General features: G+C 70.1%; 16 protein-coding genes and 1 pseudogene. 7 read left to right on the top strand and 10 right to left on the bottom strand.

What is annotated here, in order from left to right:
- Positions 1–178: 178 nt before the first annotated feature.
- Positions 179–1,372 carry a CaiB/BaiF CoA transferase family protein gene (locus C1A33_RS24950; RefSeq protein WP_243407923.1) on the bottom strand — a complete coding sequence of 398 codons (1,194 nt, stop codon included), beginning with the start codon at positions 1,370–1,372 and terminating at the stop codon, positions 179–181.
- A 271-nt stretch (positions 1,373–1,643) separates the two neighbouring features.
- Here C1A33_RS24950 and C1A33_RS24945 point away from each other — a divergent pair, with 271 nt between their 5' ends.
- Positions 1,644–2,885: an RCC1-like domain-containing protein gene (locus C1A33_RS24945; protein ID WP_101833823.1), complete on the top strand. Its 1,242-nt coding sequence runs from the start codon at positions 1,644–1,646 to the stop codon at positions 2,883–2,885.
- Between the two features lie 101 nt (positions 2,886–2,986).
- Here C1A33_RS24945 and C1A33_RS24940 read toward each other — a convergent pair whose 3' ends face one another.
- The 3 genes from C1A33_RS24940 to C1A33_RS24930 all read right to left on the bottom strand — a co-directional run bounded on the left by C1A33_RS24940 (position 2,987) and on the right by C1A33_RS24930 (position 6,194).
- Entirely contained in the window at positions 2,987–4,198 is a 1,212-nt protein-coding gene (locus tag C1A33_RS24940; protein WP_101833821.1) for a glycosyltransferase, read from the bottom strand.
- A gap of 441 nt (positions 4,199–4,639) precedes the next feature.
- On the bottom strand, positions 4,640–4,891 hold the full coding sequence (locus tag C1A33_RS24935) for a hypothetical protein (RefSeq protein WP_101833819.1): 252 nt from the start codon (positions 4,889–4,891) through the stop codon (positions 4,640–4,642).
- Positions 4,892–4,910: 19 nt separating this feature from the next.
- Positions 4,911–6,194 carry an amidohydrolase family protein gene (locus C1A33_RS24930; protein ID WP_165818575.1) on the bottom strand — a complete coding sequence of 428 codons (1,284 nt, stop codon included), beginning with the start codon at positions 6,192–6,194 and terminating at the stop codon, positions 4,911–4,913.
- Positions 6,195–6,802: 608 nt separating this feature from the next.
- Here C1A33_RS24930 and C1A33_RS24925 point away from each other — a divergent pair.
- The 6 genes from C1A33_RS24925 (at position 6,803) to C1A33_RS24900 (ending at position 11,212) form a co-directional block, all read left to right on the top strand.
- Entirely contained in the window at positions 6,803–7,816 is a 1,014-nt protein-coding gene (locus C1A33_RS24925) for an NADP-dependent oxidoreductase (RefSeq protein WP_101833815.1), read from the top strand.
- A gap of 168 nt (positions 7,817–7,984) precedes the next feature.
- The gene (locus tag C1A33_RS24920; RefSeq protein WP_101833813.1) at positions 7,985–8,494 is read left to right on the top strand and encodes a winged helix-turn-helix transcriptional regulator; all 510 of its coding nucleotides are present in this window, start codon (positions 7,985–7,987) and stop codon (positions 8,492–8,494) included.
- Between the two features lie 113 nt (positions 8,495–8,607).
- The gene (locus C1A33_RS37590; protein WP_101833811.1) at positions 8,608–9,327 is read left to right on the top strand and encodes an enoyl-CoA hydratase/isomerase family protein; all 720 of its coding nucleotides are present in this window, start codon (positions 8,608–8,610) and stop codon (positions 9,325–9,327) included.
- Between the two features lie 27 nt (positions 9,328–9,354).
- Positions 9,355–9,588 carry a group II intron maturase-specific domain-containing protein gene (locus C1A33_RS37060; protein WP_243407922.1) on the top strand — a complete coding sequence of 78 codons (234 nt, stop codon included), beginning with the start codon at positions 9,355–9,357 and terminating at the stop codon, positions 9,586–9,588.
- 474 nt (positions 9,589–10,062) lie between these two features.
- Entirely contained in the window at positions 10,063–10,290 is a 228-nt protein-coding gene (locus tag C1A33_RS24905) for a hypothetical protein (protein ID WP_243407921.1), read from the top strand.
- A 187-nt stretch (positions 10,291–10,477) separates the two neighbouring features.
- A complete protein-coding gene (locus tag C1A33_RS24900; RefSeq protein WP_101833809.1) occupies positions 10,478–11,212 on the top strand; it encodes an SDR family oxidoreductase in 735 nt (244 codons plus the stop codon).
- Here C1A33_RS24900 and C1A33_RS24895 read toward each other — a convergent pair.
- The 6 genes and pseudogenes from C1A33_RS24895 to C1A33_RS38140 form a co-directional block, all read right to left on the bottom strand.
- On the bottom strand, positions 11,209–12,054 hold the full coding sequence (locus C1A33_RS24895; RefSeq protein ID WP_101833808.1) for a helix-turn-helix transcriptional regulator: 846 nt from the start codon (positions 12,052–12,054) through the stop codon (positions 11,209–11,211). The two genes, C1A33_RS24900 and C1A33_RS24895, sit on opposite strands and share 4 nt — an antisense overlap.
- Positions 12,055–12,056: 2 nt before the next feature.
- The gene (locus C1A33_RS24890) at positions 12,057–12,998 is read right to left on the bottom strand and encodes an SDR family oxidoreductase (RefSeq protein WP_341477266.1); all 942 of its coding nucleotides are present in this window, start codon (positions 12,996–12,998) and stop codon (positions 12,057–12,059) included.
- A 54-nt stretch (positions 12,999–13,052) separates the two neighbouring features.
- On the bottom strand, positions 13,053–14,222 hold the full coding sequence (locus C1A33_RS37055; RefSeq protein WP_243407920.1) for an FAD-dependent oxidoreductase: 1,170 nt from the start codon (positions 14,220–14,222) through the stop codon (positions 13,053–13,055).
- Positions 14,223–14,351: 129 nt separating this feature from the next.
- Positions 14,352–15,230: a sigma-70 family RNA polymerase sigma factor gene (locus tag C1A33_RS24875; protein ID WP_243407919.1), complete on the bottom strand. Its 879-nt coding sequence runs from the start codon at positions 15,228–15,230 to the stop codon at positions 14,352–14,354.
- A gap of 283 nt (positions 15,231–15,513) precedes the next feature.
- Positions 15,514–15,771 carry a hypothetical protein gene (locus C1A33_RS35970; protein WP_207770486.1) on the bottom strand — a complete coding sequence of 86 codons (258 nt, stop codon included), beginning with the start codon at positions 15,769–15,771 and terminating at the stop codon, positions 15,514–15,516.
- Positions 15,678–16,288 (bottom strand): annotated as a pseudogene (locus C1A33_RS38140) (ferritin-like domain-containing protein); the annotation flags it as partial. The gene C1A33_RS35970 and the pseudogene C1A33_RS38140, both read right to left, overlap by 94 nt.
- Between the last annotated feature and the right edge of the window lie 3 nt (positions 16,289–16,291).

The following is a 16,291-nucleotide window of genomic DNA, read 5'->3' as shown; positions in this document are numbered from 1 at the left end:
GCCGCCGGGGAAGGCGGCGTGATGCCAGTTTCCTGGTGTGTCGTGTCCGGTTTGTCCCTAGGTTTCTGGCAGAGAACGCCGTGACAGTGTCAGAACGCTGTCACGGACCGCCGGCCGCGAACGGCCTCGGACCGCTGGCGCGACAGGCCGACACAAAGATCGCAACCCGAGGAACGGACTAGACCGCGCCCGCGGCTCGCAGCCGGGCGATGCGTTCCGTCGGATAGCCGAGCCAGCGCAGGACGGCGTCGGTGTGCTCGCCGAGCGCCGGCACCGGCCCCGTCGACGGCGCGACACCGCCGGCGACGACGTCGATCGGCGGGCGCAGCGCGCGGACGGGACCGACCGGGGTGTCGACGTCGCGCCACCGCTCACGGGCGACGAGCTGCGGATGGGTCAGCAGGTCGGCGACGGAGTTCAGGCGGGCGCTCGCGATGTCGATCGCGTCGAGCCGCGCGATCGTCTCGTCGGCGGTGAGCGTCGCCGTCCGGCCGCCGATCAGCGCGTCGACGAGCCGCCGGTGGCGCACCCGGGCGACGTTGGTGGCCCAGTCCGGATGGTCCACGAGGTCCGGGCGGCCCAGGAACGACGTCGCGAACCGCGCCCACTCGCGGTCGTTCTGGATGCCGATGAGGACCTCGGCGCCGTCAGCCGTCGGGAAGGCGTCGTAGGGGGCGATGCTGGCGTGACTCAGGCCGGCGCGCGGCGGGACGACGCCGGTCGCCGCCGCGTAGTGGATCTGGTAGCCGAGCCATTCGGCGGTCGCGTCGAACAGGCTGGTCTCGATGGCCGCGCCGTGACCCGTGCGCTCCCGGGCGAGCAGGGCGGCGAGCGCGCCGCTGAAGGCATACATGCCGGCGGCGATGTCGGACGCGGGTATTCCCGTCTTCGCCGCCCGTTCCGGCGGCCCGGTCACCGAGGCGAGCCCGGTCTCGCTCTGCACGAGCATGTCGTAGGCGCGCCGGTCCGCGAACGGTCCGCCGGTGCCGTAACCGGAGACGCTCACCGTGACCAGCCGCGGATGGCGGGCGCGTACCTCGTCCGATCCGAATCCGAGGCGGGCCGCCACGCCCGGCGCCAGATTCTGCAGCAGGACGTCGGCGCGGGCGACCAGATCGGCGAGCACGGCGGCGCCCGCGGGATGCTTCAGGTCGAGGGTGATCGACTCCTTGCCCCGGTTCAGCCAGACGAAGTGGCTGCCCATGCCGGCGACCGCCGTGTCGTAGCGCCGCGCGAAGTCGCCGCCGTCCGGCCGCTCCACCTTGATCACCCGAGCGCCGAGATCGGCCAGGTGGCGGCTCGCCAGCGGCGCGGCCACCGCCTGCTCCACCGCCACGACCGTGATGCCCGCCAGCAGCGGTGTCTCGCCCACCCGCACCCTCCCACCGACTGTGACCCAGGCAAGAGCGGTGGCCCCACGCACGGACGCCGAGAATCCCACAGTTCGCGGTGTAGCCGTGGGTCTGCGCGCACTTGACCGGCGAGGGCAACCCGAAAGCTGACCCCGACCCGGACGTCCGGCAATGCACTCGACACGCAGAGCGACGGCCATCGTGGACGAACGGCGGCATCGCGGCAGGGACTGACTACTCTTCGCGACCAAGGGGCGTCGATGACGACACCCACAGGGACGAGGAGTGACCATGTTTCGTCGACGACGGCTGGGCCCGGGGACGCTGGCGCTGGCCGCTGCCGGCATCCTGGCTCTGCCCACCGCGGCCGCCGCGGCCACGGCGGCAACCACGCCACCGGACACCGCCACCGGGCCACATCGCCTCGCGGCTGCCAGCGGCACGGAATGGTCCTGGGGTTACAACGGACTCGGGGCGCTGGGGAACGGCACCACCACCAACAGCGCCGTGCCCGTCCGGGTCAGCGGCCTGACTGGCCTCGACCGCGTGGTCGGCGTCGCAGCGGGCCGGTATTCCGGCTACGCGGTGCGCGCGGACGGCACCCCCTGGTCCTGGGGCTACAACGCGTACGGGCAGCTGGGCGACGGCACCACCATGAACCGCACGCTCCCCGTCCGGATCAGCGGCCTGACCCAGGTCTCCGCTCTCGCCGGCGGCAGCGTCAACGGGTACGCGCTGCGCCAGAACGGCACCGTGTGGGCCTGGGGCTACAACACCTACGGGCAGCTGGGCAACGGCACCACCACCACCAGCAGCCGGGTTCCCGTGCAGGTCGGCGGGCTGGACCGCATCATCGCCATCGCGAGCGGCGGCCAGACGGGATACGCCCTGCGCGGCGACGGCACCGTGTGGGCCTGGGGCTACAACGACGAGGGCCAGCTCGGCGACGGCACCACCACCGACAGCTCGGTGCCGGTCCAGGTCGCCGGGCTCAGCGGCATCAGGGCGATCGCCGGCGGCCAGGAGAACGGCTACGCGCTGGGCTGGGACGGCATGGTGCGGGCCTGGGGCGAGAACGACCACGGCCAGCTCGGCAACGACACCACCACGGCCAGCTCGACGCCCGTCGTCGTACCCGGCCTCACCCAGGTGACCGCCATCGCGGCCAGCAGCGAGGGCAACACCGGCTACGCGCTGCGCCGGGACGCCACCCTGTGGGCCTGGGGGCTGGGCAACACCGGCCAGCTCGGCAACGGCGACGACGAGTCGTCGCTGGTCCCCGTCCAGGTCAACGGAGGCACCGGGCTCGTCGGCGTCACCGCGATCTCGGCGGGCAGCTTCAGCGGGTACGCGCTGCGCTGGGACGGCACCGCGTGGGCCTGGGGCAGCAACTACTACGGCCAGCTCGGCAACGGCACCACCATGCCGCCGTACAGCCTGAGCCCGGTCCAGGTCAGCGGCACCGTCAAGGCCGAGGCCATCGCCGGCGGCGGCTTCAGCGGCTACTCCCTGCTCGGCACCTGGGGAAGCTGAGCAACCACCCCGGCCACCAGGCCGGTGCGATCCCCGCGGCCCCGCGCCGGCAGCGTCGCCGGCCCGGGGCCGCGGTCAACACGGTCGATCAACACGGTCGATCAACATGGTCGATCAACATGGTCGATCAGCAGGGTCGCGGCCGCCGCCGCCCCGTCGGCGCGGATCGTGCCGGCCAGGGCCATCGCTCGCGCACGGGTCTCGGGGGCCAGCGCCACGTCGAGCGCCGTGGTCAGGGATTCGATCGTCGGCGTGGGACCGTCGTGCGCCGCACCGATACCCAGGTCGGCCACCCGGGCGGCCCAGTAGGGCTGGTCCGCGGCCTGGGGCACCACCACCTGGGGAGCGCCGGCCCGAGCCGCCGCCGTCGTCGTCCCCGCGCCACCGTGGTGCACGACCGCGGCCACCCGGCCGAACAGTGCCTGCTGGTTGACCTCGCCGACGAGGAAACAGTCGTCCCCATCGTCGATCAGGCTCAGGTGCGCCCAGCCGCGCCCGACGAGCACGCGCCTGCCCTGCCCGCGGACAACCGCGATGGCCATCCGCGCGGTATCCGGGCGCACTCCGCGCATGCTGCCGAAACCGACGTAGACCGGCGGTTCGCCAGCATTCAGGAAAGCAGTCAGATCGGCCGGCAGCGGACGCTCGTCCGGCAGGATCCACGCACCGGTGTGCACGACGTCGAGGTCCGCCGTCTCCCGCCAGGGGCCCAGGACCGGGTCCGTCGCCAGCCACGGGTGGTCGGTGAGGAGGAAGGAACGGACGTCGTCCACCGGCGGCAGGCCGACCGAGGCCCGATGGGCGTTGAGCGCCTCGCGATGGAGCCGGTTGAACGACTGCGCGTTCAGATGCCACAGCGCCCGGTTGCCGGCATTCGCCGGCGGCGCCGGCTGGCCCGGCAGCAGGAGCGGCGGCGGCGCCTGATATGGCGACGGCAGCAGAAACGGGCAGAACGTCGCGTACACGTACGGGATGGCGAGCCGCTCGGCCACCGACCGCGAGGCGAAATGCGCCATCCCCGTCGCCAGGAGCGCGTCGCATCCCGCCGCCGCCGCGAGGATCTCGTCGAACAGCGCCGCCAGGTCGGACACCCGCCGGGACGCCTCCGCCGATGACGAGGGCGCCACCATCGAACCCATCGGCGGGCCGATCGGCACCATCGCGACGCCGACATCGGCCAGCCGCCGCGCGAACTCCTCGTCCGGTGGCGCGCACATCCGCACCTGGACGCCGAGTTCCCGCACCCGCACCGCGAGCCCCAGCAGCGGTTCGACGTCCCCCCGCGACCCGTACGTCGACAACAACACGCGCATGTTCGGCTCCCGTTCCTCGGTCCTGCCGTACGCAGGATCCGACTACGGTCCGCCATTCTGCACCGCCATTATGATCTTGACATCATCCACCCGGTGCGCCATATAATGAAGGCAACGAAAGCGTGTTCCGGTTCTTGCCACTCGAATGCGCGGCGTTCACCCTTCGAACTCCGGTCAGGCCATTGGGCCGATCATTTTCTGGGCCCTCGGGTTTGGCAACCGATCAGGGCCGGCCGGCGCCCGGTGCCGGCGAGGGTACGGACACGACCTGGCCGATGGGCGGCAGTTTCAGTGGCTACTCGCTGCTCGGCACCTGGACCGGCCGATCCAACCCGGTCGCCCGCGCCTCGCGCACGCAGCCCCCGCGCCCGCTCCCCTGCCCGCGGGCTGGGGAGCCGGCAGATGGACTGCGTCGTGGCTTCCTCCACCGGTATGTGTGGGTTAATGGCCCCCGCCGAGCCCTCGCGCCGGGTCGAAGACACTGGAGAACGCCTGGTCCTCGTGCGCCACCTGATCGACGTCCGCATAGCGGGCCGCCACGTAGAACCCACCCTGCCGCTGGGAATGCGCCACCGGGCACCCGCGGGCCACCTTCCGCCACGCGTCCGAGTTCCGGGCGAACTCCGGCGCGTGGTGGTCGAAGTCCTCCGGGCGCAACGGGGAATCGGCGGCGGCGTCACTCGTGGTTGTCATCGGGACTCCGCTGGGCCGATCAGGCCGCGAAGGTGAGGAACGTCGGGCAGGCGGTGTTCGACGGGATGTCAGCCGCCGTCACGGGTTGCGCGATGTGTTCCGGGAGCGGCCCGATGCGGTCCCCGATCGACCGCAGGAAGTCCACGTCCAGGTTGTAGACCTTCGCCGCCGTCTCCCCCGCGATCCTGCGGGCCTCGTCCTCGGGAATACCGCTGAAGTTCGACCGCAGCGCGATTTCCGTGAAGGGCCACGTTCCCTCATGGTGCGGGTAGTCCGAACCCCACATAAGGTTGTCGACGCCGATCTCGTGACGGGCCGCGATGTCCTGTCCGGTCAGGAAGCTCCCGATGTAGCAGTTACGCCGGAAGTACTCGCTGGGCAGCAGGTCGTGGTCGGCGATCGCGCGGCCGCCAAAGATCTTCAGCGGCGAGTCCTCCGCGTTCGTGAAGTGGTACCAGTTGTCGAGGGCGGCCAGCGCGGGCACGACCCAGGCCGCGTTCGCCTCGACGATGACGAACTTCAGCCGCGGGTGGCGGTGCAGCACCCCGCCGATGGTGAGCTGCGGCAGGGTCCGCTCGGTGAATGCCTGGACCTCGTAGGTGCCGACCGCCGGACCACCGGGCCCGCTGTCCTCCGTCTCGGGCTCGGCGACCTGCTGGGCGTGCCGGTGCACGGGCATGTCGAGGTCCTCGCAGGCGGACCAGAACGGGTCGAGGCGCCGGCCGAAGATGTTCACCAGCCGCAGGTGGTGGTCGCCCGGAATGATCACGCCAGCCAGCCCGGCGTCCTTCGCCCGGCGCAGCTCCTCGATCGCGGCGTCGACGTCGTTGAGGAAGATCTGCGCGATCCCGGCGCGGCGACCCGGGACGTCCTTGCAGAAGTCGGCGAGCCAGCGGTTGTGGGCCTGCACGCCCGCCCAGCGCAGGCGGTACTCGTCCGCGGTCAGCGGTGCCGGGGCGGTGATGACCCCGGACGGGTAGAACGGCGGAACGGTGTTCGGGAAGATCACCTCCGCGGCGATGCCCTGTTCCTCCAGGTGCTCAAGCCGCTTCGGGCTGTCCCAGTTGTACGGCGACAGGAACGAGGACACGCCGATGCGCACCCCGTCGTCGTGGGCGACGGTCTGCTCCACGTCGTAGTCGACCCAGCCGTCGGCGAACGCGGTAGCCCAGGCGTCGAACTCCTCGTGCAGGTCAGCGGGCAGGTACGGCCGGTAGTCGCGTAACGCGGCGCCGGCATGGGTGTCGGCGGAGACGAGCGTAAAGCGGCGCCCGCCCGTCGAGGATGTGTTCGTCTGTGCCATCGGGGCTCTCCTGATCCACGAAACGAGACAGGCTGAGGGATGTCCGCGACGTGCCGCCCATCCGCTGCCGGACGGCATATCGCAGGTCGGAAAACTCCTCGGAATCAACGCGAATATCAGCGGACACCGAATGTGACCGCTTTCACACATTTGTCGATAAGAAGATAGCCCGCGAGCGCTCGCTGTCAATCCCTTCCACCTTCGCGCACCCGTCCTGACCTCCGGTTCCACCGGCCGCGCCGGGGTGCGGGGGTGCGACGGCGATGGCGGAGCAGCTCAGCGCGGCGGCGCGGTCGACCTTCGACGTCGTCGAACCGCCACCGTCCCACGTACTTCAGCGCGGCCCCGACGATCTACAGCATGCGGTCGACCGAGCTGCTCGTGCTCGACGCCATCCCGAAGGACCCGGTCGGAAAGATCGACAAGGATGCCCTGCGGTCGGGGTACGCCTGCCCAGCAGGTATGAGTTTACTTTCTTATACTCAGCTGCTAGCGTCGGGGCACACGCAGGCGGCTTGCCTGCGTGACCGGAGTCCTCCGGACCTGCCCGGACATCCCCAGCGGCCACCGGGAAACCAGCGACCGGATGACGCAGAAAGCTGGCTGACATGAAGGCATTCGTCGTCGAGAAGTACGGCAAGGACACCGTGCGCGCCGCGGAGGTACCCGAGCCCGCGGTCGGGGACCGCGACGTCCTCGTCCGGGTGCACGCCACGAGCATCAACCCCCTCGACAAGATGGTTCGCAACGGGGAGTTCAAACAGCTCCTGAAGTACAAGACGCCGTTCGTACTGGGACACGACGTGGCCGGCGTCGTCACGAAGGTCGGTCCGGCCGTCCGCGGCATCCACGTCGGCGACGAGATCTACGCCCGTCCGCGCGATCTGCGGATCGGCGGGTTCGCGGAGTACATCGCGATCGACCAGGACGACGTCGCGCCCAAGCCGGAGTCGCTGACCCTCCACGAGGCGGCCGCGGTGCCACTGGTGGCGCTGGCCGCCTGGCAGATTCTCGTCGAGCGGGCGAACGTGCAGCCGGGGCAGAAAGTGCTCATCCACGCGGGCGCCGGCGGTCTCGGCTCGACGGTCATCCAGCTCGCCAAGCACCTCGGGGCTTCGGTGGCCACCACCACGAACACGCGGACGATCGGCCTGGTCCGCAGCCTCGGCGCCGACGTCGTGGTCGACTACACCGAGGAAGACTTCTCGAAGGTGCTGTCCGGCTACGACCTGGCGCTGGACTCCCTGGGCGGGACGAACCTCGAAAAGTCGCTGACCGTGCTGAAGCCCGGCGGCCTCGCCATCGGCGTCGCCGGCCCGCCGGACGCCGGATTCGCCAAGCAGCTCGGCGCCCCGGCGTTCCTGAGCGTGGCCATGAACTTCCTCAGCCGCAAGGTGCGCAGGCAGGCCAAGGCCCTGGGCGTGCGTTACCAGTTCTTCTTCATGCAGGCCAACGGCTCCCAGCTGCGCGAGCTCGGCGCCCTCTACGACCAGGGGGAGCTCCGCCCGGTCATCGACCGGACGTTCCCGTTCTCCGAGACACTCGAGGCGCTGGCCCACGTCGAGCAAGGCCGTACGAAGGCCGGCAAGGTCGTCGTCGCCGTCGTGCCCGAAAACGCCTGACGAGCTTTAGCGTATGAGCGCACTTGCAACGGGGGTAGGTCTGTCCCGAGTGTCGGTGAGGAGGGCACCGCGACAACCCTGGCGACGGCTGCCCGTCCGCCGCGCTGCTGGCGGGCAGCAGGCCGACTGAGTACTAGATACTAAACTCAGGGGCGGTAGGATCACACCATGGATGGACGGACCCCAGCTCCTGAAGGCATCGACGCGGACGCTCGCCTCGATCGGGACACGTCGAACTGTTCGATCGCGCGAACCCTCGAGATCGTGGGGGAAAAGTGGACGATTCTGATCCTGCGCGAGATCTTTTACGGCTCGTCGCGGTTCGGTGAGTTCGAGCGAGTCCTCGGGTGTCCTCGTAACCTGCTCGCGGCGCGGCTCCGCATGCTTGTGGAGGAAGGGATCCTGGCCACCGAGACGTACCAGGTGCCCGGGTCGCGGAGTCGGCCGAAGTACGTGATCACCCCCAGGGGGATGGATCTGATTCCTGCCGTGCTGGGGCTTCTGCAGTGGGGCGACCGTTACCGTGCGGACCCGGAGGGGCCGGCCATGCTGACGCGCCACCACGGGTGTGGTGCGCCGGTCGGCGTCGAGGTCCGCTGTGAAGCGGGGCATGCGGTGGCGGCGGAAGACATCGAGAGTCTTCCCGGACCGACTTTCCGTCTGCGGAAGGCCGGATAAGCCAATCGCCGAGCCGCGCCCTGGAACTTGGATGTTCACGCTGAACAGGCCGGACCGACTCGGGCGCGATCACCGAGGAGTTCATCGGCGGTCTCCATGCTGCCCTCGACCGCGTGGAGGCCGCCGGCGACGTTCGCACCGTTGTCCTTACCGGCGCGGGACGGGGCTTCTGCGCCGGATTCGACCTCCGGGACGGATGGGACGGCGCCGGGCCGGACAGTGCGGAGGACCGCTACCGCGGCCAGCAGCGGCTGGCCTCGTCGCCCGGCCGCGCGGCGCCCCCGTGCCGGTGGTCTCGCCGCCGTCAACGGCCCCGCCGCGGGCGGCGGGCTCGGTCTCGCGCCGGCCGTGGACCTGCGCGCGCCGCCCCCACCGCCCGCTTTCTCGTCGCCAACGTCCGCCTCGGACTGTCCGCGGGGGAGATGGGGATCAGCTATCTCCTCCCCCGGCTGGTCGGCGAGGGCCGCGCGGCCGAGATGATGTACACCGGCCGCGCCGTCGACGCGGCCGAGGCACTCGGCTGGGGCCTGGTGAACCGGCCTCGTCGAGCCGGAGGCCGTCGTCGACGCCGCCCTCGACCTCGCCGGCTACAACCAGGACTTCGATGGCGGGAACCGCAAGTCAGCCGGATGACGATGGTCCGACACCTGATGCTGGCGACGACCCCGGCCCGGAAGGCGAGCTACCAGAGCCCGACGACGGAGACCCAGCACCACCGCCAGGCGATGACGGCGATGGTGAGCCAGGGCCGGATGGGGACGATGACCCACCGGACGATGAGCGGGGTGACCGGCGTGGCGGTCGAAGCGAGCGGCGTAACGCTCTGGAGCTAGTGACGGTCGGGCTGACGGCCATTGCCTTTGAGAGGGACATCCAGGCACTACGTCTACACCTATCCGTCGAAGAAGGCGCTCCGCGCGATCAAGACGAAGGTGAAGGCGATGTGCATGCAGAACGTCAACGAGACGCTGGCCGACCTCGCGCGCCGGCTCAACCCGGTGCTGCGAGGCTGGACAGCCTACTTCCGAGCCGGAGTGTCGAGTGCGACCTTCGAACACCTACGCTCCTACGTGTGGAGTCGGGTGATGCGATAAACACCGGCGAACCAACTGGGAGGAACTGCTACGCCGCTACTGCACGAACCCTCGGGACAGGTGGTGGCCCGCGGACGGCAACGTGACCTTGTTCGACCCGGCGTCGGTCAGCACCACCCGATACCGTTACCGGGCCGTCAAGATCCCGTCGCCGTGGCCCAGCGTCACGTGACAGAACCGGACCGCACAGCGGGGCTTGTGGAGCGCCGGATGCGTTGAAAGGCGCACGTCCGGTGCGGGAGGCGACCCGAGGAGACGGGCTGGGTGCGAGCCCAGCACCGCGCCTCGGGTCGACCTCACCCCGGACTTCTCCAGGCCATTCGGACATCTGGCCCGCCCGCAGAGCCGGCGCCTGCCGCGCGAGGCCAGGCCCGCCTCGGAGAACCTACGAAGCCCCCGGACCAGGTCAGCCCGCCGGCACCGTCAGCCGAGCCGGTGCACGACCACCGGACGCCGCCGCGGACGAACCCCCACGTGGACCGACGGTTGTCCGCCCACCAGGACCTCCTGCACCGAGCCCGCGCCGAAGACGCCCTCCACTGGCAGCACCACCACCGGCCGATCTCCGCCGACACCCTCCGCAAACGCCTCCACATCGGCACCACCACCGCACGCAGCCTCGTCACCCAGCTACGCACCGACACCCACGCCCGCCTCGACACCCCGCACCACGAGCCCGAGCCCCTCCCGACCCCACCATGATGAGAAGGGCGAGGCCGGTCACGAACTGACTGGCCCCGCCACTTCGGCCTGACCGACTTGCTCACCCTCCAGCGGCATGCGCTCCGTGTGTGACATGCGCGCGAGTCACAACTCGCGGTGCTGTCCGGTCATAGCTGGCGTAGCCGGGTGAACGCCCGGCCTCCCGACCGAGACAGAGGTGTGAGACATGAAGATCGCCGTGCTGGGTGGCACCGGGCTCATCGGCTCGCAGGTCGTCAAGATCCTTCAGGCGGAGGGGCACGAGGCGGTGCCGCTGTCGCCGTCGAACGGGGTGGACCTGCTCACCGGCGAGGGCCTCGACACCGGACTCAAGGACGCCGACGTCGTGCTGAACCTGACGAACTCGCCGACCTTCGACGAGGCCTCGGCCGACTTCTTCCGGACGACGATGGAAAATCTGCTGGCGGCCGCGCAGCGCGAGGGCGTCGGCCACGCCGTGATCCTGTCGATCGTCGGCGTGGACCAGGTGCCGGACCTCGCTTACTACCGCGCCAAAGCGCTGCAAGAGGAGATCCTGAAGGCGGGCCCGGTGCCGTACTCGATCATCCGCGCCACCCAGTTCTTCGAGTTCGCCGACGCGATCCTGTCCTGGACCGCCGACGGAGACACGGTACGGCTGCCCGGCACGCCGGTGCAGCCGATGGCGTCGGCCGACGTCGCAAAGGCGGTGGCCGAGGTCGCCGTGGGCGCGCCGCTGCAGGGCACCCGGAACGTGGCCGGCCCCGAGGTCTTCACGCTCGACGAGTGGGGCCGGGCCGCGCTGGCTGCCAAGGGCGACAAGCGCACGGTCGTCGTCGACCCGGCCGCCGGCATGTTCGGCGCGGTGCCTGGTGATGTCCTGATCGCCCCGGAGGGCGCAGTCCTCGCGAAGACCTCCTACCGCGACTGGCTGACCCGCTAGTCACCGAGATCGGCGGTCAGCGCCTCGTCGAGGTGCTGGCCGCCGATCACTTTCAGGACTTCTAGTTTCTCGTGGCTCTCGCTGCCTGGTTGTGCGGTGTAGACGACCAGTTGCTGCGACTGGTCCGGGTCGATCAGCCGCTGGCAGTGCAGGTCGATCGGCCCGACCTGCGGGTGCACGAGCTGTACCGGGCCGCAGTAGCGGCTCGCCACAGGATGCCCACGCCAGAGCCCGGCGAACTCCGGGCTTTCCTCGAGCAACGCGCCGACCAGCGCGCCCGCCCGGGAATCCTTGCCGTCGCGGATGTACGACCCGTGCAGGTCCGCAACGATGAGCGGCCCCTCCGCGGGCCGGAGAAGCCGCGTCGTCGGGTCGGTGAACCAGCGATAGTGCAGGCTGCGCGCGAGACCCTGGTGGACGTTCTCGTCGCCGATCAGGGCGACGGACAGCGGGGTCTGCAGCAAGGTCTCGCCGAGCGGGCTCACCACCTGCGCCGCGGCATCTCGCAGACCGTCGAAGATGCGCATCATCCCCGGGTTGACGTGGTCGTCTGTGGAGCGGCGCGGGGTGGCGTACCCGGCGAGCCGGAAGAGATGGTCACGCTCCTCCATGGACAGGCGCAGCCCGCGGGCGAGCGCACCGAGGATCTGCTCGGAGGGATGGGGACCGCGCGGCTGTTCGAGGCGGCTGTAGTAGTCGATCGACATGTCGGACAGCACGGCCACCTCCTCGCGGCGCAGGCCGTGGGTGCGCCTGCGCCGCCCGCGGGGCAGGCCGACGTCCTCCGGTTGCAGGGCTTCACGACGGGTACGCAGGTATTCGGCCAGCCGGGCGCGGTCCATGCTCACACCGCCGCGAACTCGACGGCGGCGAGACGTTGCGAGACGTCCCACAGCCTGGTGGCCGCGGCCTCGTCGCGTGCCGGGCGGTAGATCTCCAGCTCGGCCGGACCGCCGGTGAACTGACCGAAGCCGTCCGGACCGTAGAAGTGGCCGCCCTCGGCGTCCGGACTGGTGGCCGCGTACAGGGCCGGGAGCAGGCCCCGGTCGACGCCCTGGACCAGGACGCCCCAGCGGGCCAGGCGCTTCATCGCGGCCTCGATCGGCGAGGATTTCTCCCGGCCCAGGTTGGGTCCGGCGGCGTACAGGCCGGTCAGGGTGGTGCCGGGGTGTGCGGCGTTGCTGACGATCCCCCAGCCCCCGGCCCGGGAGCGCCGGTCGAGTTCGAGTGCGAACAGCAGGTTCGCCAGCTTCGACTGGTTGTAGGCGCGGATCGGCGCGTACGCCTGGTCGCTCTGCAGGTCTTCCCAGTTGAGCTTGGCGTGCCGGGCCGCGCTGCTGGTCATCGTGGTCACCCGGGCGTGGCCGGCGTTCAGCAGCGGCAGCAGCCAGCCGGTGAGCGCGAAGTGCCCGATGTGGTTGGTCCCGAACTGCAGTTCCAGGCCGTCGGCGGTGGTGTGTCGCGTGGCAGGCGTCATCAGCCCGGCGTTGTTGATCAGAATGTGGATCGGCCGGCCCTCGGCGTTCAGGGTGTCGCCCAGGGCCTCCACCGACTTCAGCGAGGCCAGGTCGAGTTCGCGCAGCGACACGTCCGCACCGGGTGCTTCGGCGCGGATGTGGCTCAGTGCGGCCTTGCCCTTGGCCTCATCGCGGACCGGCAGGAGAACCTTGGCGCCGGCCGCGGCCAGGCGGGTCGCCAGACCCAGTCCAAGGCCGCTGCTTGCTCCGGTCACCACGGCGAGTCGTCCGGTCAGATCAATGGTGTTCTGCATGGTTACCTTCTTCATGCCTCAACGCTGACGCCACTCGGCGTCCGGAACCATGTCCTGTCAGTACAAGGCTCAGCCGCGGTGCCAGCCCCGCAGCTTGGCGGGATTCAGCACGGCCCAGAGGGTCGTGGCCCGATCCTCGTGGCAGGCGACGGTGATCACGGCCACGGCCGTGCCGGCCCGGCGAACAAGCAGGGCAGCGCGCCCGTTGACGCTCTCGACGGTCAGGTCGGCTCCGGGCAGCAGGGCCTGGATCAGCCGGGCGATCTGGGCTGCTCCGTGCACGGGTCGGAGCGGGGCGGGCACGTGGCCACCGCTGTCGCACACGGCGACGGCGTCCGGGTCGAGGACGGCCTCGATCGCGACGCCGTCGCCCGCTCGGCAGGCCGCGGCGAGCCGGCGTACGGCGTCGTCATGAACGCGGGGCATCGCCTGCCGTGACAATGTCCACCCGGGCATCCGCCGTTTCGGCGGGCTCGGGCATGCGGGGGGTGGCACCGGCCAGGAATGCCTCCCGGGGGTGCTGCACCGAGGCAGCGAGACGATGTCCCGGCCGAACGGCACAGCGGTCGCCCAGACCGCGAGCACTCGGACTTTCCGCTCCCAGGTTGGCACCGCGAGCGCGTGGTAGCCGCGGTGCATCAGCCAGGCCGGGAAGCCCTTGATGACCAGGCGGTGGAACTGGAAGATGCCGAGGCCGAGGCCGAGCGTGGCCACCACGCCGAGGCTGTGGTGCACGTACGGTCGGGGCTCCCGCCCGCGCAGCGTGGCGATCAGCTTTCGGGCCAGCAGCTTGCCCTGGCGCACCGCGTGCTGGGCGTTGGGCACCGTCGAGACGCCGGGCCGCTCCGCGGCAAGGTCGGGGATGGCGGCGTCGTCGCCGGCGCCCCACGCCTCCGGCACCGGCGCGCCTTCGGTGCCGACCCGCAGGTCGGGCCGGACCAGCAGCATCCCGCGGCCGTCGATGGGCAGATCGGTGTGGTTGTGCACCATCGGGTTCGCGGCGTTACCGACCGTCCAGACGATCAGCTCGGAGTCGAACTCCTCGCCGGTGGACAGCACCACGTGACTGCCGCTCGCCGAGAGCAGGTGCGCGTTCAAATGGACGTGCGCGCCGCGCTTGGTCAGCGAGCGCACCACCCACTCGCCCGGCTTGTCGCTCACCTCAGGCAGGATCCGGTCGCGCGCCTCCACCAGGTGGAAGCTCAGCTCGTCCGAGCTCAGCTCGGGGTAGCGCCGCACCAATGGCCTTCGCCAGCGCCAGCAGTTCCCCGAAGCCCTCGACGCCGGCATACCCGCCGCCAACGATCAGGATCGTCCGCACCTTCGTCCCCTGTCTCTCGCCATCACGATTACAGACAGGGCAGGCACCTATTCTGTGACATCGGCCATGGCGGCGACCTTCTCCGGATTCAACATCCACAGCAGCTGCTCGATGCCCGCCTCGGAGGCGACGATCGTGACCATTCCGAGGAGCGTGTCACCGCGACGCATGATGGCGCTCGTCTGCCCGTTCGTGGTGACCCATCGCAGCTCCACGCCATCCCAGAACCAAGTGGAGAACGCCGCGATGTACTTCGCCACCCGGGCCGCGCCGGACACCACCTTGCGGGAAACCTGCCGGGCGCCGTTGCCGTCGGAGATGCTCGCCACGTCGGCCGCGAACAGCTTTTCCAGCGCCTCGAGATCACCCGCGCGGGCGGCCTCAAGGAAGGTGGCCAGCAGCTGGCGCTGCGCGGTCTCGGGCACCGGTATCTTCCGCTCGCCGGTGACGTGTTTGCGGGCCCGGCTGACCAGTTGCCGTACGGCCGGCTCGGTGGACTGCAGGATGCCGGCGATCTGCGGGTACGGGTAGTCGAACGCCTGCCGCAACACGTACGCCGCGCGCTCCTGCGGGGTGAGTTTCTCCATCAGCATCAGGACCGCCAACTCGAGCGCCTCCCCACGCTCGGCCCCCAGGAACGGATCCGCACTGGTGTCGACCGGCTCCGGCAGCCACGGCCCGATGTACGTCTCGCGCCGCACCCGCGCCGACTGCAGCTCGTTGATGGCCAGCCGGGTCGTGGTCGTCGCCAGGAACGCGCCCGGACTCTTCACCACGCTGCGGTCGGTCGCCTGCCAGCGCAGCCAGACGTCCTGCACCAGGTCCTCCGCCTCGCTGGCGCTACCGAGCATCCGGTACGCGATCCCGAACAGGCGTGGCCGCACGCCCATGAAGATAGCCGCCGCCTCATCGAGATCCCCCACCACGGCCCCCCAAGGTCGTTTCGCGACTCAAGGCTAGCCGCCCGGCCCAGATTCGGAACCTGCCCGTCCCAGCTCTCGACGGCACGCCACGACCGAGCGAAGGGCATATGACCAAGCACGTCACAGAACAGGCGGCACCCAGAGAACGCCGATACGACCAGCGAACTCTCCCATTCCCGTACGAGTTCGACGTCGACACTGCCCGTTAGGTGCTCGAAACATCCACGCCGCAACTATCGACACGCCGACGCGAACGAGATATGGATCACCGCCTGGCCGTCGCGGCTCATCGCCTGAGCACCGGTATGTACTCGAATGTCGGGCCGGCTGTTGTGCCTTCGCCGTCGGACATCTCCATCAGGGCCTGTGCCTTGGCCTTGAGCGCGTACATGGTGCCGGTTGCGGCGCCGAGCATGCTGGGGCTGCCGTTGAGCGCCTGCTCCAACTGATTCAGCAGAGCGCAGTAGGTGTGGTTGAAGTCTTCCTGGGCGGCCCAGATCGGACTACCTGGAGCGTGATCTTCCAGAAGCGGGTTGGGTCGCATCGGGTGAACGCCGCCGAGGTCAACCGAGAAAGCCTCGCCAGTGGGCCCGGATCGCGGGGTGTCACCGCGCCGGTATCGCCGGCGCAGCTTGAGTTCCTGGAACCGGTAGTAATGCGCGACCTCGTCCCGTCGGGGTGGAAGATGTCCTGGTCGCCGTCCCAGACCTCGCCTCGTGCCGTGCCTTCGCCCTGCTCGACGATCTCCTCCAACGCCGCCAACGCCGAGGCGAGATCGTTGACCGCGGTCAGTCGCCCGCCACTGTGGTGGAACGGGCCCGCGGTGACCTGGCGAGCCGGGTCACCGCGGAAGACTTCCCGCTCGCCGAGGTCAGCGCACAGATCGCGCATCCCATTCTCGATCGCGCTGTAGAACTGCCCGATCGTTTCATAGCTGTCGCCCTCGGCTGGAGCACCAGGCGTGCCGGCCGTTCGAGCCGGAGAAACATCTCGATTGCTTCCGCCCCGAACGGAACCAGCGACAGCTGCAGAGAGCGGTCGCCGTGGGGCAGGCGCCTGGGAGA

This window comes from Frankia canadensis, assembly GCF_900197875.1.
Taxonomy (GTDB): domain Bacteria; phylum Actinomycetota; class Actinomycetes; order Frankiales; family Frankiaceae; genus Frankia; species Frankia canadensis.
This window is presented reverse-complemented; position numbering and strand designations above follow the sequence as displayed.

What these genes read in the sequence shown, in the direction of transcription:
- C1A33_RS24925 (WP_101833815.1), top strand. Translation starts at nt 6,803, where the DNA reads ATGAAGGCATTCGTCGTCGAGAAGTACGGCAAGGACACCGTGCGCGCC.
- C1A33_RS24890 (WP_341477266.1), bottom strand. Translation starts at nt 12,998, where the DNA reads ATGAAGAAGGTAACCATGCAGAACACCATTGATCTGACCGGACGACTC.
- C1A33_RS24945 (WP_101833823.1), top strand. Translation starts at nt 1,644, where the DNA reads ATGTTTCGTCGACGACGGCTGGGCCCGGGGACGCTGGCGCTGGCCGCT.
- C1A33_RS24900 (WP_101833809.1), top strand. Translation starts at nt 10,478, where the DNA reads ATGAAGATCGCCGTGCTGGGTGGCACCGGGCTCATCGGCTCGCAGGTC.
- C1A33_RS24920 (WP_101833813.1), top strand. Translation starts at nt 7,985, where the DNA reads ATGGATGGACGGACCCCAGCTCCTGAAGGCATCGACGCGGACGCTCGC.
- C1A33_RS24940 (WP_101833821.1), bottom strand. Translation starts at nt 4,198, where the DNA reads ATGCGCGTGTTGTTGTCGACGTACGGGTCGCGGGGGGACGTCGAACCG.
- C1A33_RS24935 (WP_101833819.1), bottom strand. Translation starts at nt 4,891, where the DNA reads ATGACAACCACGAGTGACGCCGCCGCCGATTCCCCGTTGCGCCCGGAG.
- C1A33_RS24895 (WP_101833808.1), bottom strand. Translation starts at nt 12,054, where the DNA reads ATGGACCGCGCCCGGCTGGCCGAATACCTGCGTACCCGTCGTGAAGCC.
- C1A33_RS24930 (WP_165818575.1), bottom strand. Translation starts at nt 6,194, where the DNA reads ATGGCACAGACGAACACATCCTCGACGGGCGGGCGCCGCTTTACGCTC.
- C1A33_RS35970 (WP_207770486.1), bottom strand. Translation starts at nt 15,771, where the DNA reads ATGCGACCCAACCCGCTTCTGGAAGATCACGCTCCAGGTAGTCCGATC.